Genomic DNA, 24,520 nt, shown 5'->3' on the forward strand with positions numbered 1-24,520 from the left:
AAGCAGGAGCGCCCACCCAGCATGCACGCGAACAGGAAGAACCCCATGAACCGCCAGAAGCGACGTACCGGCCGCAGGCACCCGCTCGCCACGGTCGCATTGCTCGCGATCGGACTCATCTTCACGGGCGGCGCGTACGCCGCCCTGAGCGCGGGCACCACCGCGCAGGCCGAGACCGACCTGACCTCGCAGCAGACGATCGACGAGGGCAAGAAGCTCTTCCAGGCGAACTGCGCGACCTGCCACGGACTCTCGGGCGAAGGCACCGGCACGGGCCCGAGCCTCGTCGGCGTCGGCGCAGCGTCGGTCGACTTCCAGGTCGGCACCGGCCGCATGCCCATGCAGATGCAGGGCCCGCAGGCGCAGGTCAAGCCGGTTCAGTTCACCGACGAGCAGATCCTCCAGCTGGCCGCATTCGTCGCCTCGCTGGGCCCCGGCCCGTCGATCCCGCCCGCACACCTCGTCGACGGCGGCGGCGACGCCGCGAACGGCGCCGAGCTCTTCCGCATCAACTGCGCGATGTGCCACAACGTCGCGGGCGCCGGCGGCGCGCTCACCGAGGGCAAGTTCGCACCCGCCCTCACCGAGACCAGCGGCGTGCACATCTACGAGGCGATGGTCACCGGACCGCAGAACATGCCGGTCTTCAGCGACATGAACATCTCGCCCGAAGACAAGCGCGACATCATCACGTACCTCAAGTACGTCCAGGACAACCGGTCTCCCGGCGGATTCGAGCTCGGCTCGCTCGGCCCCGTTGCCGAGGGTCTGTTCATCTGGATCTTCGGTCTCGGCGCGATCGTCGCGATCACCGTGTGGATCACGGCGAAGTCCAACTAAGCGCACGTCGGTACCGAAGTACCTGAAGAAGGAGAACCATGGCCCAGGACGACCACAGCGGAGCTGAGCTCACCGCTGCCGACTCGTCGCATGCCGCGCACGAATCCGATGCCTCGCCCGGCACCGCGCTGATCGTTCAGGACGCATTCGCGAACCCCGGATTCCCGCCGCATCGCCCTCGCGTCACCGACGAGGACCCCAAGCGCGAGAAGCGCGCGCAGCGCACCGTCTACACGCTGTTCTACCTGTCGGCCCTCGGCAGCCTCTGGGCGGTCGCCGCCTACATGCTCTTCCCGATGGAGTCGAACAACGTCGGCGACGTCCGCCTGAACAACCTCTTCATCGGACTCGGCGCGACGCTCGCGCTCCTCGCACTGGGCATCGGCATCGTGCACTGGGGCAAGGCCGTCATGGTCGATGTCGAGCTCGTCGACGAGCGTCACGAGGTCGGCGGCTCCCCCGAGACGCAGGCGGCTGCAGCGAAGGTCTTCGCCGACGCCGACCGCGAGTCGGGCTTCACGCGTCGTGCGGTCATCCGCAACAGCCTCATCGGAGCGCTCGTCGTCTTCCCGCTCCCGGCCGTCGTGCTCTTCCGTGGCTTCGCGCCGCAGGACGAACTCCCCGTGCCCCTCCTCAGCCACACCATGTGGCGCAAGGGCACGCGACTCGCGCTCGACCCCAGCGGCGTGGCGATCAAGGCGTCCGACGTCACGATCGGCAGCGCCTTCCACGTGATCCCCGAAGGGCTCGCGGAGCTCGAGCACGGCAAGCTCGAGGAGAAGGCCAAGGCGGCCGTCCTCCTCATGCGCCTCGACCCGAGCGAGCTGAACCAGCTTCCCGAGCGCGAGAGCTGGTCCTACGACGGCATCGTGGCCTACTCCAAGATCTGCACGCACGTCGGATGCCCCGTGGCGCTCTACGAGCAGCACACGCACCACCTGCTCTGCCCGTGCCACCAGTCCCAGTTCGACGTCGCGAACCACTGCGAGGTCATCTTCGGACCGGCCAAGCGGCCGCTGCCGCAGCTGCCGATCGCCATCGACGACGAGGGCTACCTCATCGCGCAGAGTGACTTCACCGAACCCGTCGGCCCGAGCTTCTGGGAGCGTCATTGAGCACCGCATCGCCCACCACCGGCACGCAGAAGCGATCGTTCACGACCGCTGCCGCGGTCTATGTGAACGAACGCACGAGCGTCGCCGGCTTCATCAAGGAGCTCGGTCGCAAGGCCTTCCCCGACCACTGGTCGTTCCTCCTCGGTGAGGTCGCACTCTTCTCGTTCGTCGTCATCCTGATCTCGGGCACGTTCCTGACGTTCTTCTTCCAGGCGTCGATGGCCGAGGTCCACTACGACGGCTCGTACGTGCCGCTCAAGGGCGTCGAGATGTCGGTCGCCATGGCGTCGACCCTCGACATCTCGTTCGACATCCGCGGCGGCCTCTTCGTGCGCCAGATGCACCACTGGGCTGCACTGCTCTTCGTGGCTGCGATCGGCCTGCACATGCTGCGCATCTACTTCACGGGTGCGTTCCGCAAGCCGCGCGAGTTCAACTGGGTGATCGGCTTCACGCTGTTCATCCTCGCGATGGCAGAGGGCTTCACGGGATACTCGCTCCCCGACGACCTGCTCTCGGGCAACGGCCTCCGCATCATCGACGGCCTGATCAAGGGCATCCCGCTGGTCGGCACCTGGATCTCGTTCCTCCTCTTCGGCGGCGAGTTCCCGGGCACGCAGATCGTGGGCCGCCTGTACTCGCTGCACATCATGCTGCTGCCGGCCCTGGTCATCGCGTTCATCGCGCTGCACCTCGTGTTCGTCGTCGTGCACAAACACACGCAGTACGCCGGCCCTGGCAAGACCCAGCAGAACGCCGTCGGCCCGCCCGTGCTCCCGGTGTACGCCGCGAAGGCCGGTGGATTCTTCTTCATCATCTTCGGTGTCATCGCGCTCATCGCCTCGCTGTTCACGATCAACCCGATCTGGAACTACGGCCCCTACGACCCCTCCCCGGTGTCGGCAGGTACGCAGCCCGACTGGTACATCGGCTTCGCCGACGGTGCGCTCCGCCTCATCCCGCCGGGATGGGAGTTCGTCTGGCTCGACCGCACGTGGTCGTTCAACATCCTCGTGCCGCTCATCGCCATCGGCATCTTCATCGTCCTGGTGCTCCTCTACCCCTTCATCGAGGCGTGGATCACGGGCGACAAGCGCGAGCACCACATCGCGGACCGTCCCCGCAACGCTCCGACCCGCACGGCGATCGGCGCCGCCGGTGTCACGTTCTACGCGGGCCTCTGGGCCGCTGCGAGCTCGGACATCCTCGCGACGCACTTCTCGCTGACCATGGAGGGCGTGATCCACGCGCTCCAGGCGGTCGTGATCCTCGGACCGTTCGTCGCTTTCTTCATCGCGAAGCGCGTCTGCATCGCACTGCAGAAGAAGGACCGCGAGATCGTGCTGCACGGTTTCGAGTCCGGCCGCATCGTGCGCCTGCCCGGTGGCGAGTTCATCGAGGTGCACGAGCAGCTCGACGAGTACGACCGCTGGCGTCTGGTGAGCTTCGAGACCTACGAGCCGCTCATGATCCGCCCGAACGCTCGCGGCAAGATCACGGTGGGTCAGCGCTTCCGTGCCTCGCTCTCGCGCTGGTTCTTCGAGGACCGCATCGCCCCCGTCACCAAGGGCGAGATCGAGTCCGGCCACGGCGGTCACCACTGATCGACCGATCCGACACTTCGGGCACCGTGACCATGTCGTTCGACACGACGTGGTTCCGGTGCCCGAACTGCTTCTCCCCGCTGTCGGCGACCGCCGACCTCGTCATCGGATGCGAGAACGGCCACCGTTTCGACGTGGCCCGTCAGGGCACCGTGACACTTCTTCCTCCGCGCGCTCCGCGCACCGTGGGTGACGATCACAAGATGCTGACCGCTCGAGCAGCGCTGCTCGACTCGGCCCTCTACGTGCCGATCGCCGACGCGATCGCCGACCTCGCACAGCGGAACCTCGCCTCGCTGCCCGCTGGCGGCCCGCTCGGGCCTCGCCTCGTCGACTTCGGCTGCGGCACCGGCTACTACGCCTCACGTGTCGCTGAGCGCGTCTCAGCGGCTGCGGTCCTGGTCGCCGATCGCTCTCCCGTCGCCGTGCGCGTCGCCGTGCGCGCGGTCCCCGGCGCGACCGGGGTCGTGCTCGACATCTGGCGCCCACTCCCCCTGCGGGATGACTCGGCAGATCTCGCCCTCAACGTCTTCGCCCCACGCAATCCCGAAGAGTACGCACGAGTCGTCCGTCCGGGGGGCACGCTCGTGGTGGTGGTCCCTCGTGAGAACCACCTCGCCGAGCTCCGACGCGACGGATCCGTCCTGACGGTGCCGGCCGACAAGGAACGCCTCGTCACCGAGTCCCTCGGGGCGGCCGGCTTCGACCTCGCCGAAACGGCGCACGTCGAGTACTCGGCGTCGATCAGCGACGATCAGCGCGCGCATCTCGTCGCCATGGGGCCATCCGCCCACCACGTGGCCGAGGCGGCCGCGAACGACGCCGGCCCGGCCGGCGAAGCGGCCACCCACGAGACCGAACAGCAGGTCACGGTCTCGGTCGACGTCCTGGCATTCCGCCGGTAGTTCTCGAGCGGGTGTTCGCGAGTACGCGACGCGACGCCGATGAAGGCGACCAGCCCCATAGATGGCGGGCGCGGACTGGCCCAGCCACTCCCCCTCTGACGTCGCACCTGGCAGTACTCCCACCCATGAGGGCTGTCCGCTCGGAGGAAGCGTTCGGAGAAGCACGAAGCGGCCCCGACACATCGTGTCGGGGCCGCTTTCAGGTGTTGCAGGTCAGCGGGCGAAGTTGCCGCGGTAGTACTCGTAGACCCAGCCGACGAGGCTGATGACGCCCACGCCGACGGCGATGAACGAGATCCAGAAGCCGACGGCGAGTCCGAGGAACAGCAGCGCCGCAGAACCGGCGAGCATGATCGGCCACCAGCTCCAGGGGCTGAAGAAGCCGAGCTCGGGGTCGCCGTCGTCGATGTTCGCATCGAGCCGGTCTTCGGGGAGTTCTGCACCCTGCGCCTTGTGCACCCGTCCGAGGTAGAACGCGATGAACGCGGCCAGGACCGCACTCAGCGAGATCGCGACGAGGCCGACCCACTCGGGGCCGCCGTTCGCCTCGATGCCGCTGAGGGTCGTCCAGACGATGTAGATCGCAGCAGCGACCGCGAAGAATCCGGCGAGGATCCAGAAGAGAACGACGTTCGCGCGCATCTACTTGACTTCCTTCGTCTCGACGTCGAACACGGGCGCGTCGGGCGCGTCCTTGCCTGCTCCGATTCCGACGGGGATGCCGGCCTCGGGGTGGTTGAGGTCGAATGCGGGCGACTCCGAGCGAATGCGCGGGATCGAGGTGAAGTTGTGGCGCGGCGGCGGGCAGCTGGTCGCCCACTCGAGCGAGCGGCCGTAGCCCCACGGGTCGTTCACCGTGACCTTGGGTGCACGACGAGCCGTGATGTAGACGTTCAGGAAGAACGGGATCAGCGAGATCGCGAGGATCGCGGAACCGATCGTCGAGAGCTGGTTCATCCAGGTGATGTTGTCTTCGGGCAGGTACGAGTAGTACCGGCGGGGCATCGCCACGACTCCGAGCCAGTGCTGGATCAGGAAGGTCGTGTGGAAGCCGATGAAGAGCAGCCAGAAGTGCCACTTGCCCAACGACTCGTTGAGCATCTTGCCGGTCCACTTGGGCCACCAGAAGTAGAAGCCCGCGAACATGGCGAACACGACGGTGCCGAAGACGACGTAGTGGAAGTGCGCGACGACGAAGTACGTGTCGGACACGGCGAAGTCGAGCGGCGGCGACGCGAGGATGACGCCGGTGAGGCCACCGAACACGAAGGTGATGAGGAAGCCGACCGACCAGACGAGCGGCGTCTCGAACGTGATCGACCCTCGCCACATCGTGCCGATCCAGTTGAAGATCTTCACACCCGTTGGAACCGCGATCAGCATGGTCATCAACGAGAAGAACGGCAGGAGCACCGACCCGGTGACGTACATGTGGTGCGCCCAGACCGTCACGGACAGCGCGGCGATCGCGATCGTCGCGTAGACGAGGGTCGTGTACCCGAAGATCGGCTTGCGGCTGAACACCGGGAAGATCTCGGAGACGATGCCGAAGAACGGCAGCGCGATGATGTAGACCTCGGGGTGGCCGAAGAACCAGAAGAGGTGCTGCCAGAGGATGACGCCGCCGTTGGCGGGATCGTAGATGTGCGCGTCGAACACGCGGTCGGCAGCGGCGGCGAGCATGGCGGCGGCGAGCACGGGGAACGCCATCAGCACCAGGATCGACGTCACGAGCGTGTTCCACGTGAAGATCGGCATGCGGAACATGGTCATGCCGGGGGCGCGCATCGTGATGATCGTGGTGATGAAGTTCACCGCACCGAGGATGGTGCCGAAGCCGGAGAGGCCGAGGCCGAGCATCCAGAGGTTTCCGCCGACGCCTGGTGAGAACGTCGTGGAGGCCAGTGGCTGATACGCGAACCAGCCGAACGAGGCCGCGCCCTGCGGGGTGAAGAAGCCGGCGACCGCCATGAGCGAGCCGAAGGCGAACATCCAGAAGGCGAACGCGTTCAGTCGCGGGAACGCGACGTCGGGAGCACCGATCTGCAGCGGCATGAGCACGTTGGCGAAGCCGGCGAAGAGCGGCGTCGCGAACATGAGCAGCATGATCGTGCCGTGCATCGTGAAGAGCTGGTTGTACTGCTCACGCGTCTGCACGATCTCGAGGCCGGGCTCGAAGAGCTGGGCGCGGATGATCAGCGCCATCACGCCGCCGATGCAGAAGAAGACGAACGAGGTGATCAGGTACATGTACCCGATGACCTTGTGGTCGGTCGAGGTGATCCACTTGACGAGGACGTTGCCCTTGCGCTCGACCTTGGAGGCCCCGAAGGGAAGGCTGCTCGACTGCGGCCGAGCCGGTGCGGTCGTGGTGCTCATTCGCCTTCGTGCTCCTCTTTCAATTCGGGCGCGCCCGTTCCGGGCAGGTTCTGGTTGCGGTCGTACTCGTTGGAGAGCTGACCCTCCTGGCCGAGATCGCGCAACGACTGGATGTAGTCCTCGTACTCCGCTTCGGAGACGACCTTGACGTTGAAGAGCATGAGCGAGTGGTACTCGCCGCAGAGCTCGGCGCACTTGCCCTCGTAGGTGCCCTCACGTTCGGGGATGAACGACATGTAGTTCGTCTTGCCGGGGAACATGTCCTTCTTGTAGAGGAAGTCCACGACCCAGAACGAGTGGATGACGTCGCGCGACTCGAGCTCGATCTCGACGTTCTTGCCGACGGGCAGGTAGAGCGTGGGGATCTCGGACTCGACCAGCGAACCCTCGGGGCCCTCGTCGTCGAGCTGGCCCTGGATGCCGGGCGAGTAGACGTCTTCGTTCACGTAGTTGAAGTCCCACGCCCACTGCTTGGCGATGACCTCGACCTGGACGTCGATGTCGTCAGCCGCGAAGCGCTGCTCGATGGCCTCCTGGTCGCGTGCGGTGAAGGCGAAGAAGCCCAGCACGAGGATCAGGGGGACGATCGTGTAGAAGACCTCGATCGGCATGTTGTAGCGCAGCTGCACCGGAAGGCCGGTCTGGCCCTTGCGGCGGCGGTATGCGATGACAGCCCAGATGGTGAGGCCCCACGTGATGACGCCGACGACGAGCAGCACGATCCACGACGTGACCCACAGGCCCGAGACGCGCTCGGTGTGGTTCGTGACGGGAGGCTGCCCCTCCTCGAAGCCCGGCAGGAACCCGTTGAGCTGTGCCTGCGTGCACCCCGCGAGAACGAGGCTGAGTGACGCTGCGATCGGGATGGCAGCCCATCGGAGACGGCGATTGTGGCGCACCGGTGACCTTTCGGGAGACTCGAAGGCGCTTCACAGCGAAGCGCATGATCGTTGAACAGCCTACTCCGACTCAGCCCCGCCAGTGTGCATCCCAGGCCCGTTTCGGCGCGGAATTCCGCCATCATCGGCGCAAAGAAAGAAAGGGAGGCTGCCAGCGGCAGCCTCCCTTTGCTTGGTCCTGAATGATCCTCAGTGGAACGAGTCTCCACAGGCGCAGCTGCCCTGGGCGTTCGGGTTGTCGATCGTGAAGCCCTGCTTCTGGATCGTGTCCTCGAAGTCGATCGAGGCGCCGTCGAGGTACGGCACGCTCATCTTGTCGACGATGACCTCGACGCCGTCGAAGTCGACGACCGCGTCGCCGTCGAGCAGACGCTCGTCGAAGTACAGTTGGTAGATGAGGCCCGAGCAGCCGCCGGGCTGCACCGCGACGCGGAGTCGCAGGTCGTCGCGACCCTCTTGGGTGAGGAGGCTCCGCACCTTGTCGGCTGCGGGATCGCTCAGCTTCACGCCATGCGTCGTTTCGGTGATCGTGTCGCTCATGTCTCTCCTCGGTGCGTCGAAGAACGCCTCATGTTCACTGGAAGTCTAACCCGGCGGGCTGCGAGATGGCCCGGAATCAGGATGCCTCGCTCCCCCGCGCGTCGAGACTCGCGAGCAGCAGCGCCTCGCTGAGGAGCGCACGCTTGAAGACGCCGAGGTGCAGCGACTCGTTGGGGCTGTGCGCCCGCGAGTCGGGGTCCTCGACGCCCGTGACGAGGATCTGCGCGCCGGGGAACTCCTCGACGAGCTCGGCGATGAACGGGATCGAGCCGCCGACGCCGATGTCGACCGGGGGCCGGCCCCAGGCCTCCGCCATCGCGGCACGCGTGTCCTCCACGGCCCAACCGGAGGTGTCGACGAGGAACGCCTGTCCGAGGTCGACGCCCTCGAAGCCGAGCTGCACGCCGAACGGCGCGTTCGCCTCGAGATGGGCGCGGATCGCGTCGTAGGCCGCCGAGGCGTCCTGCCCGGGCGCGATGCGGGCGCTCACCCGCACCAGCACCTCCGGCACGAGCGTGTTCGAGGCGTTCGCGACATCCGGTGCGTCGATGCCCGTGATCGTGACGGACGGCTTCGCCCAGATGCGCGACAGGATCGGGCCGTCGCCGATGGGCGCGACGCCGTCGAGCAGGCCGGTCTCGGCGCGGAGCTGCGCCTCGTCGTAGGCGGGCGGCTCGAGGTCGGCGCTCGTGAGCCCGTCGACGGCCACCGAGCCGTCGGCGGTCCAGAGCGTGTCGAGCAGTCGGATCGCGGCGAGCATGGCGTCGGGAACCGCTCCCCCGTACATGCCGGAGTGCGACGCGTGGGCGAGCGTGCGGATGCGCACGTTGAAGGCGACGGCGCCACGGAGCGCGACCGTGATCGCCGGGGTCTCGAGGTCCCAGTTGCCCGAGTCGGCGACGACGATCGCGTCGGCGGCGAGCAGCTCGCGGTTGTCGCGGAGGAAGTTCGCGAACGACCGCGAAGCCCACTCCTCCTCGCCCTCGATGAACACGGCGATGCCGAGGTCGAAGTCGCCGGCGGCCTCGGCGAACGCGCGGATGGCGCCGACGTGCGCCATCACGCCCGCCTTGTCGTCGGCCGCGCCACGGCCGTAGAGGCGATCGCCGCGCTGCGTGGGCTCGAACGGCGAGGTCTCCCAGTCCTCCTCCTTGCCGGGGGGCTGCACGTCGTGGTGGGCGTACAGGAGCACGGTCGGGCGCCCGTTGCGGGCCGGACGGCTGGCGACCACGGCCGGCTGGCCGAGCTCGGAGCCGTCTTCGACGGCGGAGCGGCGGATGTCGACGAGGTCGAAGACCCCCGTGCCCCGGAGGAGTTCGGCGACGGCCTCGGCGCTCTGAGCGACGTGCGCCGCGTCGAACGCGGGCCACGAGACGGACGGGATGCGGACGAGGTTCGCGAGATCCGCGACGGTCGAGGGGAATCCGACGTCGACGGCGTCGCGGATCGCGGCCGTGAGGTCGGGTGCGCCGATGGATTCGTGATCGGTGGGCTGGTGCTCGGTCATGCCGGTAATCTTAAGGGGAACCGATTCGAGGGATCCCCGTGGCAAACAACCCCACCAACAGCGAACAACCGAGCGCCGAGACGCTCGAAGAGACGCAGGCGCGCCTCAAGTCCGGCGGCAAGGGCGCACCCACGCCCACCCGCGCCCAGCAGGAGGCCGCCCGCAAGCGACCGCTCGTGCCCGACGACCGCAAGGAAGCGAAGAAGGCGGCACGCGCGAAGGAGGCCGAGGCGCGCGACCGCGCCCGCGTCGGCATGGCCGCCGGCGACGAGCGCTACCTGCCCCTCCGCGACCGCGGTCCGCAGAAGAAGTTCGTGCGCGACTACGTCGACGCGCGATTCAGCATCGGCGAGATCCTGATCCCGGTGATGTTCGCGGTCATCATCCTGACCTTCATCCCGAGCGCGCAGGTGCAGGCCATCGGCATCATCGCCCTGTGGTCGTTCTTCCTCGTCTCGGTGATCGACGTGATCATCCTGGGCGCGGTGCTCACGCGCAAGCTCCGCCAGCGCTACGGCGACAAGGTCGAGCGCGTGCGCTGGTACGCCGCGATGCGCGCCCTGCAGCTGCGCATGCTCCGCCTGCCGAAGCCGCAGGTCAAGCGCGGGCAGTACCCGAGCTGACACACGACGAGCACGACGACGACGGCCGGTGGCGGATGCCCCCGGCCGTCGTCGTGTCACCGGCGGAACACGCCGCCCCGGATCAGCGGCACCCGCGTCTCCTCGTCGCTGAGCGACCCGTGCTGCCCGATCATGGCCTCGGCCTGGCGGTTCGACTCGCGGGAGTCGTAGTACGCGATGCCGGCCCGTGCAGCCACGAGGATGTCGCCGATGCGGGGGCGCACCTCGTCGGCGACGGAGCCGTAGAGGCCGGCGTCGATCGCCTCGTCGCGCGAGAGCACCCACGCACGGTGCCCCTCGGACTCGCGCCAGCGTTCCAGCAGGGCGGCGCGCTCCCCATCGTCGAGCCCCGGGTCGAGGTAGAGGGAGAGGAACCTCGGCTCCCCGCCGATGTGGCGGACGCCGTCGACGAGCTCGGGTTTCGCGTCGACGAGCACGTGGCGGTGCGACGGCACGTCGACCACGCCGTGGTCGGCGGTGACGAGCAGACCGGCCGTGCGCGGCATCCGCTGCTCGAAGCTCGCGATCTCGCCGTCGAGCTGCTCGAGCAGGCCCAACCAGCGATCGGACTCCCAACCGTGCGCATGCGCGGCCTGGTCGAGTTCGGGCACGTACAGGTAGACGAGCCGCTCGCCGCCGCCCTGCAGCAGGGCGAGCGCCTCGTCGAATCGCTCGGTGAGGGTCGCCGAGGCGCGATACTCGGCTCCGCGCAGCACGGCGCGCGTGAATCCCGAGTCGGCATATCGAGCCGCACCGATCGCGAAGGTCTGGATGCCGCGGTCTGACGCATGTTCGAAGACGGTCTCGCAGCGCTGCCAGGTCTCGGGCACCATCGCGGCGTCCCACCCGCTCAGCTGGTTGACGAGCCGGTCGTTCGCGGCGTCGAGCGCCCGGTAGCCGACCAGTCCGTGCTCGCCGGGCAGTGCGCCCGTGGTCAGGCTCGCGAGTGCGGCCGCGGTCGTCGAGGGCAGCACCGTGCGGATAACGTCGCGCTTGGCCATGCGCGAGGAGAGGAACCGGGCGTGTCCTGCGCGCGCCTGCAGGTTCGAGGCGCCGAGTCCGTCGACCAGCACGACGACGACACCGGATGCCGCGGGCAGCCCGAATGCGTTCTCGGAACCCTCGAGACTGGCGAGCGAAGCATCCATCACGCCGGTGAGGCGCGGAGCGGCGTCGGTGGGCACCGGTAGCATGGCAGGCATCGCGCCCAGTCTCGCATAGGCAGGGCGCGCCCTTCGTTCCCGTCGTGCACCCCACGTCGCCAGCAGCAGAGAACACGGATGACCCGAGCCAAGAACCCGCCCGCTGAAGAACCGATCGTCGAACGCATCGAAGACGTCGACGTCGCCACCGAGATGCAGGGCTCGTTCCTCGAATACGCCTACTCGGTGATCTACTCGCGCGCCCTCCCCGATGCGCGCGACGGATTGAAGCCCGTGCAGCGGCGCATCCTGTTCGGCATGAACGAGATGGGCCTGCGCCCCGAGCGCGGCCACGTCAAGTCCTCGCGCGTCGTCGGCGAGGTCATGGGCAAGTACCACCCGCACGGCGACACCGCGATCTACGACACCCTCGTGCGCATGGCGCAGGCGTTCACCCTGCGCGTCCCCCTCGTCGACGGACACGGCAACTTCGGCTCGCTCGACGACGGCCCCGCGGCATCCCGGTACACCGAGGCGCGCCTGACCGCGGCCGCGATCGCGATGAACGACGGCCTCGACGAGGACGTCGTCGACTTCGTCCCGAACTACGACAACCAGTTCATGCAGCCCGCCGTGCTGCCGGCCGCCTACCCGAACCTGCTCGTCAACGGCGCGAGCGGCATCGCGGTCGGCATGGCGACGAACATGGCCCCGCACAACCTGATCGAGGTCGTGGCGGCGTCCCGCCACCTGATCGCGCACCCCGACGCGACGCTCGACGACCTCATGGAGTTCGTTCCCGCGCCCGACCTGCCCTCGGGCGGCACGATCGTGGGCCTCGCCGGCATCCGCGACGCGTACGCGACCGGGCGCGGCAGCTTCAAGACGCGCGCGAAGGTCAGCATCGAGTCGATCACCGCCCGCAAGACCGGCCTCGTCGTCACCGAGCTGCCCTACCTCGTCGGCCCCGAGAAGGTCATCGAGAAGATCAAGGACGGCGTCAACGCCAAGAAGATCAGCGGCATCTCGGATGTCACAGACCTGACCGACCGTACGAACGGGCTGCGGCTCGTCATCGGCATCAAGACCGGGTTCAGCCCCGATGCGGTGCTCGAGCAGCTCTACCGGCTCACCCCGCTCGAGGACTCCTTCAACATCAACAACGTCGCCCTCGTCAACGGCGGGCCGCAGACCCTCGGCCTGCGCGAGCTGCTGCAGGTCTACGTCGACCACCGCACCTCGGTCGTCACCCGCCGTTCGCAGTACCGTCTGGCACGCCGCCAGGAGCGCCTGCACCTCGTCGACGGCCTCCTCATCGCGATCCTCGACATCGACGAGGTCATCCAGGTCATCCGGTCGAGCGACGACACGGCCGCGGCGCGCACGCGACTCATGGAGGTCTTCGACCTCAGCCTGGTGCAGACCGACTACATCCTCGAACTGCAGCTGCGTCGCCTCACGAAGTTCTCGCGCATCGAGCTCGAGGCCGAGCGCGACAAACTGCGCGCCGAGATCCACGAGCTCGAGACGCTGCTGGCCAGCCGCCACCGCATCGAGGCGCTCGTGTCCGACGAGCTCGCCGAGATCGCCGAGAAGTACGGCACCCCGCGCCGCACCCTTCTCACCGACGCACGCCCGGTCGCGACCGGCGCCGCGGCGAAGCGCGCCGCGGCGATCCTCGAGCTCGCCGACGTGCCGTGCCGGGTCTTCCTCTCGGTCACGGGTCGCATCGCACGGGTCGACCTCGCGGCGACCGAGAACGGCGTGCCGACGATCACCGTGCCCGCCCGACGCAGCAAGCACGATGCGATCCTCTCGACGCTCGAGACCTCGACCCGCTCGGAGATCGGTGCGGTCACGAACCTCGGCCGGCTCATCCGGTTCACGCCGGTCGACGTGCCGATGCTGCCGCCGACCTCGGTGCAGCTGGGCGCCGGGGTGAAGATCGGCGACTACCTCTCGCTGCCGAACCGCGACGAGCGGGTGCTCGCGCTCGTCTCGCTGACCTCCGACCGCTCGATCGCGCTCGGCACCAAGCAGGGCGTCGTCAAGCGCGTCGCGACGGGCGCCTACCCGAACAAGCCCGAGTTCGAGGTCATCGGGCTCAAGGTCGGCGACGAGGTCGTCGGTGCCGTGCAGGGCTCCGAGGGCGACGAACTCGTCTTCGTGGCCTCCGACGCCCAGCTGCTGCACTTCCCTGCGGCGAACGTGCGACCACAGGGGTGCCCGGCCGGCGGCATGGCGGGTATGAAGCTCAGCACGGGCGCGCATGCGATCCACTTCACGAGCCTCCCCTCCGACCGCCTCGAGCAGACGGTCGTCGTCACGATCGCCGCGAGCAACGAGACGTTGCTCGGCGTCGACACCGGCAGCGCCAAGGTGAGCGAGTTCTCTGAGTTCCCCGGCAAGGGTCGTGCCACCGGCGGCGTGCGTGCGCAGCGGTTCCTCAAGGGCGAGGACGCCCTGCACCTGGCGTGGGTCGGGCCGTCCCCCGCGCTCGCGGTCGGTGCCGACGGCACGGCGCGCCAGCTGCCCGATCCTGGTGCCAAGCGCGACGCATCGGGTCAGCCGCTCGAGGCCCACGTGGCCGCGATCGGCACCCGCATCGAGTAGCAGCACCGTTCCGGAACGACGAACGCGGCGACCCATCCGGGTCGCCGCGTTCGTCATGCTGCGATTCGCGCTCCACCGGCACCTGCGGGTGCATGAAATGCCTGACGCACCGGCCGGCGCCCTGGACCCACTTCGACGCCCGGAGCCGACCGCCGAGCCTCCCGGGCGGAGCAGGCCGGTCGAGACCTCCGTCAGGCGTCGATGCGATCGCGCTCCATGGCGTCGGCGCTCTCGACGATGAACTCCTTGCGGGGCGCGACCTCGTTGCCCATGAGCAGCTCGAAGACCCGGCCGGCGGCCTCGGCGTCGCCCAGGCCGACCCGGCGCAGGGTGCGCTGGCGGCGGTCCATGGTCGTGGTCGCGAGCTGATCGGCGTCCATCTCGCCCAGGCCCTTGTACCGCTGGATCGGGTCCTGGTAGCGCTTGCCCTGCTTCTTCAGCGCGGCGAGCACACCGGTCAGCTCGGCCTCGGAGTAGGTGTAGATGGTCTCGTTGGGCTTGGACCCGGGGTTCATCACGACGACGCGGTGCAGCGGCGGCACGGCCGCGAACACCCGGCCCTCTTCGATCATCGGACGCATGTAGCGGAAGAAGAGCGTCAGCAGCAGGGTGCGGATGTGCGCGCCGTCGACGTCGGCGTCGCTCATGATGATCACCTTGCCGTAGCGCGCCGTCGAGATGTCGAAGCTGCGACCCGAGCCGGCGCCGATGACCTGGATGATCGAGGCGCACTCGGCGTTGCCGAGCATGTCGGACACGCTCGCCTTCTGCACGTTGAGGATCTTGCCGCGAATGGGCAGGAGCGCCTGGTGCTCGCTGTCGCGCGCGAGCTTGGCCGTGCCGAGCGCCGAATCGCCCTCGACGATGAACAGCTCGCTGTGCGCGACATCCGTCGATCGGCAGTCGACGAGCTTCGCCGGAAGCGACGAGGACTCGAGCGCGTTCTTGCGTCGCTGCGTCTCTTTGTGGGTGCGCGCGGAGATGCGGGACTTCATCTCGGCGACGACCTTGTCGAGCAGCAGCGAGGACTGCGCCTTGTCGTCGCGCTTGGTGGACGAGAAGCGGAGGCCAAGCTCCTTCGTGAGCACGTTCGAGACGATCGCGCGCACGGCCGGGGTGCCGAGCACCTCTTTGGTCTGGCCCTCGAACTGCGGCTCGGGCAGGCGCACGGTGATGACCGCCGTGAGGCCCGCGAGCACGTCGTCCTTCTCGAGCTTGTCGTTGCCGGCCTTCAGGCGACGAGCGTTCAGCTCGACCTGCTGGCGCAGGAACTTGAGCAGTCCCTGATCGAACCCGTTCTGATGCGTGCCGCCCTTGGGCGTGGCGATGATGTTCACGAACGACTTGACGACCGTGTCGTAGCCGGTACCCCAGCGCAGAGCGATGTCGACCGCGCACTCGCGCTTGAGCTCGGTCGGCACCATGGCGCCGCCCTCGGTGAGCACCGGCACGGTCTCGGTGAAGGTTCCGACGCCCGTGAGACGCCAGACGTCGGTCAGCGCCGAGTCGACGGCGAGGTGCTCGACGAACTCCGAGATGCCGCCCTCGAACTGGAAGGACATCGTGTGCGGGGCCTCACCGCGCTCGTCGGTCACGTCGAGCGCGAGGCCAGGAACGAGGAACGCCGTCTGCCGCGCGCGCGCGAGCAGGTCTTCGGACTGGAACTCGGCGCCCTTGGTGAAGATCTGGCGGTCGGCCCAGTAGCGGATGCGGGTGCCGGTGACGCCCTTGGCGACCTTGCCGACCACACGCAGTTCGCTCCGGTCCTCGAACGGGGTGAACGGCGCATCGGGCGAGGGCTCGCCTTTATCTGCGAAGATGCCGGGCTCGCCGCGGTGGAACGACATCGCCCAGGTCTTGCCGTCGCGATCGACCTCGACGTCGAGGCGCTCCGACAGCGCGTTCACGACCGAGGCGCCGACACCGTGCAGCCCACCGGATGCCGCGTAGGAGCCGGATCCGAACTTGCCGCCGGCGTGCAGCTTGGTGAAGACGACCTCGACACCCGAGAGCCCCGTCTTCGGCTCGATGTCGACGGGGATGCCGCGGGCCCGGTCGCGCACCTCGACACTGCCGTCGGGGTGCAGCCGAACGCCGATCTCGTTGCCGTGACCTGCGAGCGCCTCGTCGACCGAGTTGTCGATGATCTCCCAGAGGCAGTGCATGAGGCCGCGGGAATCGGTCGAGCCGATGTACATGCCGGGGCGCTTGCGAACGGCCTCGAGGCCTTCGAGCACGGAGAGATGGCGGGCGGAATAGTCGGAGCTCACGTCGCACAAGCCTACTGAGCACGACCGACCTTCACGTGCAGACGCTACGCGGTGAGCGAAATGCCCGGCGGAACGGAAGGAAGCCCGCCCATTACGTGTTTACATTGATGAACGGATTTCGCGCAGTGAGCCAGGAGGAGGAGCCATGACGCAGTACACCGAAACCAACGGTGCGGTCGATGAACTCGAGACCCCGTACGAGCTCACCGCTCTCGACCGCTGCGACGCCTGTGGAGCGCAGGCCTACATCCGCGTGGTCGTGGGCACCGGCGAGCTGTTGTTCTGCGCTCACCACGGGCGCAAGCACCAGGAGAAGCTCTCGCAGATCGCGCACAGCTGGCACGACGAGTCGTCGCGCCTCAACGACCGCCCGTAGCACGCGGCCGTCGCACAGCAGACGAGCAGATGAAGAACGCCCCGGGAGTCATCCCGGGGCGTTCCTTCGTTCGTACGCGGTGCGAGGTCAGACGTCGGGCGACGTCGCCGTCGCGGACTCCAGGTCGACGCCGGCCGCGGCCAGGTGGGCGATGCGCGCGGACTCCGCATAGGCGTCGACGACGCGCGTCTGCTCCCCCCGCTCGTAGGACAGCCCGGCGCGCTCCGCCATGGTCCTCAGGAGTCGGTCGGCGAGGTGGGGGTTCTTCGCGAGCACGGGACCGTGCAGGTGCGTGCCGATGACCGCGCCCATGACGACGCCCTCCTGCCCCGAGCCGAGGGCGTTGCCCTCGCCGGCGCGGACCCGCCCGAGCGGCGAGCCCTCGGCGCCGACGTAGGCGCGGGCGTGGTTCTCGAACCCGACGAGCAGCTGCTTCGTGCCGCGCTCGGAGACGACGAGGTCGCCGGTGATGCGCCCCGCGGGGTGCGGCACGGCGCGACCGGGCAGAATGCCGAGGCCCTCGACGCCGCTGCCGTCGGGCAGTTCGATGCCCCATGAGAGCAGCTCCCATCCGGTGCCGACGGCGAGGATGGGCACGCCCTCGGTGCCCCACCGGCGCAGGTCGTCGTGCAGGTCGAGCAGGCGCGTGCGTGCGACGTCGAGTGCGGCATCCGTGCCGGAGCCGATCACGATCGCGTCGACGCGCTCGGGCAGGTCGTCGCGGGACTCGACGGCGACCACGCGCGCGTCGAGACCGGCCCAACCGGCCCGCTTCGCCAGCACGGCCGCGTTCTCGGCATCGCCGTTGGTGTTCTGCAGCGACGGCAGCAGCGTGATGATCGTGAGGGTCATTCCGCTCCAGTGAGTCCGAGGTGGGCGCGCGTGCGCCGCATCGAGTCGGCCGAGAAGACGATCGTCTTCGTGCCGAATGCCGGCGGGGGCGCCGCGAGGAAGTCGTCGACCGCCGTGGCCAGGTCGGGCTCGACCCGGTCGATGGCGACGCCGTCGTACGAGAGCATGAGTGCCGCCTCGGCGGACTTCGAGCCGCTCACGATCGAGACGCGGCCGAGGGACGAGGCGTCGGCAGGCCAGAAGTACGAGGGGTCGCGCACGTCGGAACCGATGGCGAAGAGGATGTCGCTCGTGCCCGGCTCGATGCTGTCGACGTTGAGCTGGTAGCTCGCGGTGTTCTGCACGAGCACGAAGTCGACCTCCTGACCGCGCACGTTCACGCGCTCGCCGCGTCCGAAGACCGCCGGGATCGCGCTCAGCGCGGCGGCGGTGACGGCTGAGTCGAACCGACCGCCGAGCACCGCCTGCGCGGTCGCGTAGGCCGCGGTCGCGTCGACCCCGTAGTGGGTGCCGCGCGCCGGCAACGTGATGGCGACGGCCGAACCGTGGTCGTCGATCACCGCGTTGCGGCCGTCGACGGACTCGAGTCGCACGCCGTCTCCGGCGGCGAGACGGGTCTCGACGGTCTTCGCGTAGCCGAGACCGCGCGGGGATGCCGCGACGACCGTCTCGGAGACGCCGAAGCGCCGCACCGAGACATCCGCCCCGACCCGGGTCGCGATCTGCTCGAGGTAGGCGTCGTCGGCGTTCACGATGACCGACTCCCGTGCACGCGCCGCGATGCGGGCGAGCATGCCCGCCACCATCTCGGAGTCGTGGAACCGGTCGACCTGGTCGACCATGACGTTCATGAGCGTGACCGTGCGGGCGTCGACGCCCTGCATGACGAGCGCGCCGTGGCCTTCGTCCATCTCGAGCACGGCCATCTCGCCGGGCACGCGGCCCTGCCAGTCGGCGCGTTCGAGCAGCGCGGACGTGAGTCCTTGGCTGATGTTGGCGGTCGACGGGTTCGTGAACACGTCGATGCCGTGGGCGCGCAGGACCGCGACGAGCATCTTCGTCGTCGTGGACTTGCCGCTGGAACCGGTCACGACGACGAGGCCCTGCGGGAACCCGGAGAGGGTCCGCTTCAGGTACCCGGGCGCGATGCGGTTGACGACCAGGCCCGGAACAGCCGATCCGCCGCCGGGCTTGCGCAGCCGGGCGGCGAATCGGGTGAGCCTGCCGGCGAGGATCGCCGGCGCGTAGCGCACCGTCGGCCTACTCGAGGTAGTCGCGAAGCGACTGCGACCGCGACGGGTGGCGGAGCTTCGCCATCGTCTTCGACTCGATCTGGCGGATGCGTTCGCGCGTGACGCCGAACGTGTCGCCGATCTGGTCGAGGGTCTTCGGCATGCCGTCGCCGAGGCCGAAGCGCATGCGGATCACGCCCGCCTCGCGCTCGGACAGCGAGTCGAGGAGCGACTCGAGCTGCTTCTGCAGCATCGTGAAGCCCACGGCATCGGCCGGCACGACGGCCTCGGTGTCTTCGATGAGGTCGCCGAACTCGCTGTCGCCGTCTTCACCGAGAGGCGTGTGCAGGGAGATGGGCTCGCGGCCGTACTTCTGCACCTCGATGACCTTCTCGGGGGTCATGTCGAGTTCGCGGCTCAGCTCTTCGGGCGTGGGCTCGCGGCCGAGGTCCTGGAGCATCTGGCGCTGCACGCGGGCGAGCTTGTTGATGACCTCGACCATGTGCACGGGGATGCGGATCGTGCGGGCCTGGTCGGCCATGGCGCGCGTGATCGCCTGGCGGATCCACCACGTGGCGTACGTGGAGAACTTGAAGCCCTTGGTGTAGTCGAACTTCTCGACCGCACGGATGAGGCCGAGGTTGCCCTCCTGGATGAGGTCGAGGAACTGCATCCCGCGACCGGTGTAGCGCTTGGCGAGCGAGACCACGAGACGCAGGTTCGCGCCGAGCAGGTGGCTCTTGGCGCGCTGGCCGTCTTTCGCGACCCACTGCAGCTCGCGACCGAGCTGCGAGCGCTTCTCGGCGTCGGTCATGTGCGAGAGCTTCTCTTCGGCGAAGAGTCCGGCCTCGATGCGCATGGCGAGCTCGACCTCTTCGGCCGCGTTCAGCAGGGCGACCTTGCCGATCTGCTTCAGGTAGTCCTTGACGGGGTCGGCCGTCGCGCCGGTGATGGCGCTCGAGTAGACCGGCACTTCGTCTTCGTCGTCGACGGCGCGGAGCACGAGCGCACCGGTCGGGTGCGGCTCGACGGCGACGGGCTTCTCGTCTTCCTCGTCGTCGGATGCCGCGGCGTCGGTGCCCTCGGCACCCTCGACGACCTCGACGTCGATCTCGACCTCTTCGGTCTCCTCGCCGTCTTCGTCGTCGCCGGCCTTCGCGGCGCCGCGCGGCTTCGTTCCCGCCTTCGCGGTGGTCTTTCGCGGCGTCTTGCTCGCGGTCGCGGTCTTCGCGCCGGCCTTCGCCGTGGTCGACTTCGCAGCCGTCGCGCGAGCGGCGGGCTTCTCGGCCTCGTCCTTCGCCGACGTCGCAGCCTTCGTCGTTGCCATTGGTTGAACCTCTCCTACATCGCACGGCGCATGCCCAGTGAGGGTCGCGGGTCGTGGTGGGTCCGATCGTTTTCGGACACTATGAGGACCCATGTCAAGTCCGCGTCGTCGGCACGCGATCGTGCCCGCGGACCAGAACGGGTCCTTCCACCATTATACAGCCGTCGAGTCCGCCTCACGTCCACGGAGGCCGCGCGTCGTCTGCATGCGGTACCGGGCGTACGCCTGTTCTCTCAACACAACGTCGGCCGCGACATCCGCATTCCCGAGGATCGCTCGCGACCGGGCCCCGGCGGGCCGGAATCCGGTGCCGCTGATCGGATGTCGGTTCAGCCCCCGAGCGGAGACTCGTCGTCGTGGCGGCGGCGCACCGCGAGGAACTTCTCGAGCTCGGCCGCGATCTCGTCGGCGGAGGGAAGTCCGCCCTCCTCGTCGGTGAGCGGCGAGCGGAACGAGGTCTCCTGCATGTAGGTGTCGTGGCGCTCCTCGAGCGTGCCGACGAGCTTGCCGAGCTCGCCGTTGCCGGCGACCTGCTCGTCGATGCGGGCGACGAAGTCGCGGTTCGCCTCGCGCAGGCTGTCGGTCGGCAGGATGCGGCCCGTCGCCTTCGAGACCGCCTCGATCGCCGCGACGGCGGCGGCCGGGTACTCGGTGTCGCCCAGGTAGTGCGGGATGAGCAGGACGAACGCGGTCACCGGGTGCCCGAGCTCCTGCAGCCGGTACTCGACGAGGTGCAGCGCGTTCGCGGGCGCCTCGGTCGTCGGCCGCCAGACCGACATGGACTCGACGAACTCGGGTCGGTTGCCGCTGACCGTCATGCTGATCGGGCGCGTGTGCGGCACGGGCATGGGGATCGCGTTGATCCACGTCGTCGACGAGACCTGGAAGCGGTCGATGAGCTCCAGCACCGCGGCGCCGAAGCGCTCCCATTGGAAGTCGGGCTCGTACCCCGTGAGCAGCAGGAATTGCTGCCCGATCTCGTCGCGCGCCAGCGAGAGCAGCAGGCGCGGCGGACGGTACTCGGTGATGTGGTCCTCTTCGAAGAGGATGATCGGCCGCCTCGCCCGGTAGTCGAGCAACTCGTCGGCGTCGAACTGCGCGACCTCGACGTTGTCGAGCGTCGCGAGCAGGAACTCCATCGTCTGCGCGACGGCCGCACCGGCATCGGCGAAGCCCGTGAGCCCGGCCACGAGCGGGAGGCCCGCCGGCACTTCGACGCCGGGACTCAGCTCGTAGAGGGAACGTGGATCGCGCATGCCTCAAGCCTACCGGCGCGCTCCGACGGCCCGCCCGGAACGGTCATCCCACGCCATGCTCAGAGCGAACACGTACGATTCGCAGCATGAGCGTCCCAGAACTCCGCACGTCCGACCTCCCGCCCGCAGCCTCCGACGCCGACGTCGTGCTCCTCACGGCCGTGAGCTCCTCCGACGGCCCGCGGCTCCTCGAGGTCGAGGGCTACGCCTGGGTCGCCCCGCTCCTCGCGGGTCTCGGCGCGACCGGCGGCAGCGACGAACTCGTGCGCCTCCCGTCGTCGGGCGACGGCCCCGCCGTCGTCGCGGTCGCCGGAGCGGGCGATCGGGCGGATGCCGCGTCGCTGCGTCTCGCCGCGGGCAGCGCGCTGCGCCAGCTCACCGGGGTCGAGCACGTCGCGGTCGCCGTCCCCGCGGAGTTCGCCGAGGACCTCGACGTCGCCGAGGCGCTGCTCGAGGGCGCGGCGCTCGGCGCCTACGCCTTCACGACCTATCGTTCGGAGCCCAAGGCGCCGGTCGCGGTCGTCACCCTGCACGCACCGGCCTCCGCCGCTCGGGTGCGCCTCGATCGCGTCCGCGTGATCGCCGACGCCGTGCACCGCACGAAGGATCTCGTGAACACCGCGCCGGCCGACCTCTCCCCCGCACGTCTCGCCGAGATCGCCGTGAACACCGCAGATTCGGTCGGCGTGACCTCGACCGTCTGGGACGAGGAGGCCCTCGAGGCCGACGGGTTCGGCGGCATCCTCGGCGTCGGACAGGGTTCGTCCCGCGGGCCGCGCCTCGTTCGGCTCGAGTACGCGCCCACCGCCGCCGCCCGTCACCTCGCTCTCGTCGGCAAGGGCATCACGTTCGACTCGGGCGGCCTCTCGCTGAAGCCCGGCAACTCGATGGTCGGCATGAAGTCCGACATGGCCGGCGCCGCGACGGTGCTGTCGGCGATCCTCGCGCTCGCCGCGCTCGACGTGCCGATCCGCGTGACGGCCTGGCTCTGCCTCGCCGAGAACATGCCGTCGGGCACCGCGATCCGGCCCAACGACGTGCTCCGCATCCGCGGCGGCAAGACCGTCGAGGTGCTGAACACGGATGCCGAGGGCCGCCTCGTGCTCGCCGACGGACTCGTCGCCGCGAGCGAGGAGCAGCCCGATGCCATCGTCGACGTCGCGACCCTCACCGGCGCCCAGGTCGTCGCGCTCGGCCACCGCATGAGCGGCCTCATGGGCGAGGACGCGCTCGTGGGTCGCGTCCGCGACGCGGCCGGCTCCGTCGACGAGTCGTTCTGGCCGATGCCGCTGCCCGGCTACCTGAAGGCGAACCTGAAGTCGGATGTCGCCGACCTCGCCAACACGCGCCTCGGAACCACGATCCCCGGCATGCTCGTCGCCGGCGTCTTCCTCCGCGAGTTCGTGGGCCGCAGGGAGGGCTCGGAGGAGCGCATCCCGTGGGCGCACCTGGACATCGCGGGCCCCTCGTTCAACCAGTCCGGCGGCTGGGGACACACCGGAGCGGGCGGCACCGCGATCGGCGTCCGCACGCTCGTGGCCCTGGGCGAGGAGCTCTCCGCCGAGTAGTAAGGTCGTATGGGCGAGATCTTCGCCCTTCACTCTGCCGCCGGTCACGCATCCGGGGCAGTCCGTGTCGCAGTACAGGTGCGCAAGGGAGATTCCGGTTGTCCGAGCAGAACTTTGACATTGTCATCCTCGGTGGCGGCAGCGGAGGGTACGCAGCAGCGCTGCGGGCCGTCCAGCTCGGCTTCACCGTCGGCCTCATCGAGAAGGACAAGCTCGGCGGCACGTGTCTCCACCGCGGCTGCATCCCCACCAAGGCGCTGCTGCACGCCGCCGAGATCGCCGAGCACGCTCGCGAGTCCGCGAAGTTCGGCGTGCGCGCGACGTTCGACGGCATCGACGTCGCCGGGGTCACCGCGTACCGCGAGGGCATCGTCTCCAGCAAGTTCAAGGGCCTGCAGGGCCTCGTCAAGGCTCGCGGCATCACCGTCATCGAGGGCGAGGGCCGTCTGGTCGCGCCGAACGCGGTGCAGGTCGGCGACCAGCGCATCGTCGGCAAGAACGTGATCCTCGCGACCGGCTCCTACTCGCGCTCGCTTCCCGGCCTCGAGATCGGCGGCCGTGTGATCACGAGCGAGCAGGCGCTCGAGCTCGACTTCGTGCCCGGCAAGGTCGCGATCCTCGGCGGCGGCGTCATCGGCGTCGAGTTCGCCAGCGTCTGGAAGTCGTTCGGCGCCGAGGTAACGATCATCGAAGCCCTCCCCCACCTCGTTCCCAACGAGGAGGAGTCGATCTCCAAGCAGCTCGAGCGGGCGTTCCGCAAGCGCGGCATCGACTACAAGATCGGCGTCCGCTTCCAGTCGGTCGCGCAGCACGAGAACGGCGTCGTCGTGACCCTCGAGAACGGCGAGACCGTCGAGGCCGAGCTGCTGCTCGTCGCCGTCGGCCGCGGCCCGGTCACCGCCGGGCTCGGCTACGAGGAGGTCGGCGTCGCCATGGATCGCGGCTTCGTGCTCACCGACGAGCGCCTCGCGACCAACGTGCCCGGCGTCTACGCCGTCGGCGACATCGTCCCCGGCCTGCAGCTCGCGCACCGCGGCTTCCAGCAGGGCATCTTCGTCGCCGAGGAGATCGCGGGCCTGAACCCGATCATCATCGAAGACGTCAACATCCCCAAGGTCACGTACTGCGAGCCCGAGATCGCCTCCATCGGCTACACCGAGGCGAAGGCCGGCGAGAAGTTCGGCGCAGACCAGGTCTCCTCCTACGAGTACAACCTCGCCGGCAACGGCAAGAGCCACATCCTCGAGACGAGCGGTTCGATCAAGGTCGTCCGCGTGAACGACGGCCCCATCGTCGGCGTGCACATGATCGGCGGCCGCGTCGGCGAGCTCATCGGCGAGGCCCAGCTCGCGGTGAACTGGGAGGCCTACCCCGAGGACATCGCCCCGTTCATCCACGCGCACCCCACGCAGAACGAGGCGCTCGGCGAGGCGTTCCTCAAGCTCGCGGGCAAGCCGCTGCACGCGCTCTGA

20 protein-coding genes and 1 pseudogene are annotated in these 24,520 nt (G+C 68.8%); 10 read left to right on the plus strand and 11 right to left on the minus strand.

The features are described from left to right. Positions 1-45 precede the first annotated feature (45 nt). The 5 genes and pseudogenes from qcrC (at position 46) to GQR16_RS04185 (ending at position 4,464) form a co-directional block, all read left to right on the plus strand. On the plus strand, positions 46-840 hold the full coding sequence (qcrC, locus tag GQR16_RS04170; RefSeq protein WP_157413886.1) for a cytochrome bc1 complex diheme cytochrome c subunit: 795 nt from the start codon (positions 46-48) through the stop codon (positions 838-840). Positions 841-878: 38 nt separating this feature from the next. Further along, positions 879-1,955: a cytochrome bc1 complex Rieske iron-sulfur subunit gene (gene qcrA / locus GQR16_RS04175; protein WP_157413887.1), complete on the plus strand. Its 1,077-nt coding sequence runs from the start codon at positions 879-881 to the stop codon at positions 1,953-1,955. Next, complete coding sequence (qcrB, locus tag GQR16_RS04180; RefSeq protein WP_157413888.1) at positions 1,952-3,559, plus strand: cytochrome bc1 complex cytochrome b subunit; 1,608 nt, start codon at positions 1,952-1,954, stop codon at positions 3,557-3,559. Before qcrA ends, qcrB begins: the two co-directional genes overlap by 4 nt. Positions 3,560-3,591: 32 nt before the next feature. After that, a pseudogene (locus GQR16_RS20150) lies at positions 3,592-3,714 on the plus strand (putative RNA methyltransferase); the annotation flags it as partial. Between the two features lie 48 nt (positions 3,715-3,762). Next, positions 3,763-4,464, plus strand: coding sequence for a methyltransferase domain-containing protein (locus GQR16_RS04185; protein WP_170298403.1), 702 nt, complete (start codon positions 3,763-3,765; stop codon positions 4,462-4,464). A gap of 213 nt (positions 4,465-4,677) precedes the next feature. Here the strand turns inward: GQR16_RS04185 and GQR16_RS04190 are convergent, their stop codons facing one another. The 5 genes from GQR16_RS04190 to GQR16_RS04210 form a co-directional block, all read right to left on the minus strand. Further along, on the minus strand, positions 4,678-5,106 hold the full coding sequence (locus GQR16_RS04190; RefSeq protein WP_157413890.1) for a cytochrome c oxidase subunit 4: 429 nt from the start codon (positions 5,104-5,106) through the stop codon (positions 4,678-4,680). Then, positions 5,107-6,843 (minus strand): aa3-type cytochrome oxidase subunit I, encoded by a 1,737-nt coding sequence (gene ctaD / locus GQR16_RS04195; protein ID WP_157413891.1) that lies wholly within the window; start codon positions 6,841-6,843, stop codon positions 5,107-5,109. Continuing rightward, positions 6,840-7,742 carry an aa3-type cytochrome oxidase subunit II gene (gene ctaC / locus GQR16_RS04200; RefSeq protein ID WP_157413892.1) on the minus strand — a complete coding sequence of 301 codons (903 nt, stop codon included), beginning with the start codon at positions 7,740-7,742 and terminating at the stop codon, positions 6,840-6,842. Before ctaC ends, ctaD begins: the two co-directional genes overlap by 4 nt. Before the next feature lie 189 nt (positions 7,743-7,931). After that, a complete protein-coding gene (gene erpA / locus GQR16_RS04205; protein WP_157413893.1) occupies positions 7,932-8,282 on the minus strand; it encodes an iron-sulfur cluster insertion protein ErpA in 351 nt (116 codons plus the stop codon). A 76-nt stretch (positions 8,283-8,358) separates the two neighbouring features. After that, positions 8,359-9,789: a dipeptidase gene (locus tag GQR16_RS04210; RefSeq protein WP_157413894.1), complete on the minus strand. Its 1,431-nt coding sequence runs from the start codon at positions 9,787-9,789 to the stop codon at positions 8,359-8,361. A 38-nt stretch (positions 9,790-9,827) separates the two neighbouring features. Here GQR16_RS04210 and GQR16_RS04215 point away from each other — a divergent pair, with 38 nt between their 5' ends. Next, positions 9,828-10,412, plus strand: a complete 585-nt coding sequence (locus tag GQR16_RS04215) for a DUF3043 domain-containing protein (RefSeq protein ID WP_246200480.1) — start codon at positions 9,828-9,830, stop codon at positions 10,410-10,412. Positions 10,413-10,468: 56 nt separating this feature from the next. Here GQR16_RS04215 and GQR16_RS04220 read toward each other — a convergent pair whose 3' ends face one another. Continuing rightward, the gene (locus GQR16_RS04220) at positions 10,469-11,614 is read right to left on the minus strand and encodes an alkaline phosphatase family protein (protein WP_157413896.1); all 1,146 of its coding nucleotides are present in this window, start codon (positions 11,612-11,614) and stop codon (positions 10,469-10,471) included. Between the two features lie 78 nt (positions 11,615-11,692). Here GQR16_RS04220 and GQR16_RS04225 point away from each other — a divergent pair, with 78 nt between their 5' ends. Then, positions 11,693-14,167 carry a DNA gyrase/topoisomerase IV subunit A gene (locus GQR16_RS04225; RefSeq protein ID WP_157413897.1) on the plus strand — a complete coding sequence of 825 codons (2,475 nt, stop codon included), beginning with the start codon at positions 11,693-11,695 and terminating at the stop codon, positions 14,165-14,167. A 191-nt stretch (positions 14,168-14,358) separates the two neighbouring features. On the opposite strand, the gene GQR16_RS04230 is transcribed toward GQR16_RS04225, so the two are convergent. After that, positions 14,359-16,437, minus strand: coding sequence for a DNA gyrase/topoisomerase IV subunit B (locus GQR16_RS04230; protein ID WP_157413898.1), 2,079 nt, complete (start codon positions 16,435-16,437; stop codon positions 14,359-14,361). A 145-nt stretch (positions 16,438-16,582) separates the two neighbouring features. On the opposite strand from GQR16_RS04230, the gene GQR16_RS04235 reads away from it, so the two are divergent. Further along, a complete protein-coding gene (locus tag GQR16_RS04235; protein WP_157413899.1) occupies positions 16,583-16,813 on the plus strand; it encodes a DUF7455 domain-containing protein in 231 nt (76 codons plus the stop codon). Between the two features lie 87 nt (positions 16,814-16,900). Here the strand turns inward: GQR16_RS04235 and GQR16_RS04240 are convergent, their stop codons facing one another. The 4 genes from GQR16_RS04240 to GQR16_RS04255 form a co-directional block, all read right to left on the minus strand. Further along, positions 16,901-17,665, minus strand: a complete 765-nt coding sequence (locus tag GQR16_RS04240; RefSeq protein WP_157413900.1) for a type 1 glutamine amidotransferase — start codon at positions 17,663-17,665, stop codon at positions 16,901-16,903. After that, a complete protein-coding gene (locus tag GQR16_RS04245) occupies positions 17,662-18,918 on the minus strand; it encodes a Mur ligase family protein (protein WP_157413901.1) in 1,257 nt (418 codons plus the stop codon). The genes GQR16_RS04240 and GQR16_RS04245 overlap by 4 nt, the downstream gene beginning before the upstream one ends. 7 nt (positions 18,919-18,925) lie before the next feature. Continuing rightward, positions 18,926-20,224, minus strand: coding sequence for an RNA polymerase sigma factor (locus GQR16_RS04250; protein WP_157413902.1), 1,299 nt, complete (start codon positions 20,222-20,224; stop codon positions 18,926-18,928). 329 nt (positions 20,225-20,553) lie between these two features. Next, a complete protein-coding gene (locus GQR16_RS04255) occupies positions 20,554-21,480 on the minus strand; it encodes a proteasome assembly chaperone family protein (protein WP_157413903.1) in 927 nt (308 codons plus the stop codon). Between the two features lie 86 nt (positions 21,481-21,566). Between GQR16_RS04255 and GQR16_RS04260 the strand changes: the two genes are divergently transcribed. Together GQR16_RS04260 and lpdA are read left to right on the plus strand one after the other, a co-directional pair. Continuing rightward, positions 21,567-23,048, plus strand: a complete 1,482-nt coding sequence (locus tag GQR16_RS04260; RefSeq protein ID WP_157413904.1) for a leucyl aminopeptidase — start codon at positions 21,567-21,569, stop codon at positions 23,046-23,048. Positions 23,049-23,146: 98 nt separating this feature from the next. Then, positions 23,147-24,520, plus strand: coding sequence for a dihydrolipoyl dehydrogenase (gene lpdA / locus GQR16_RS04265; RefSeq protein WP_157413905.1), 1,374 nt, complete (start codon positions 23,147-23,149; stop codon positions 24,518-24,520).

Origin of the sequence: Agromyces allii (genome assembly GCF_009749385.1) — a bacterium.
Lineage (GTDB): Bacteria > Actinomycetota > Actinomycetes > Actinomycetales > Microbacteriaceae > Agromyces > Agromyces allii.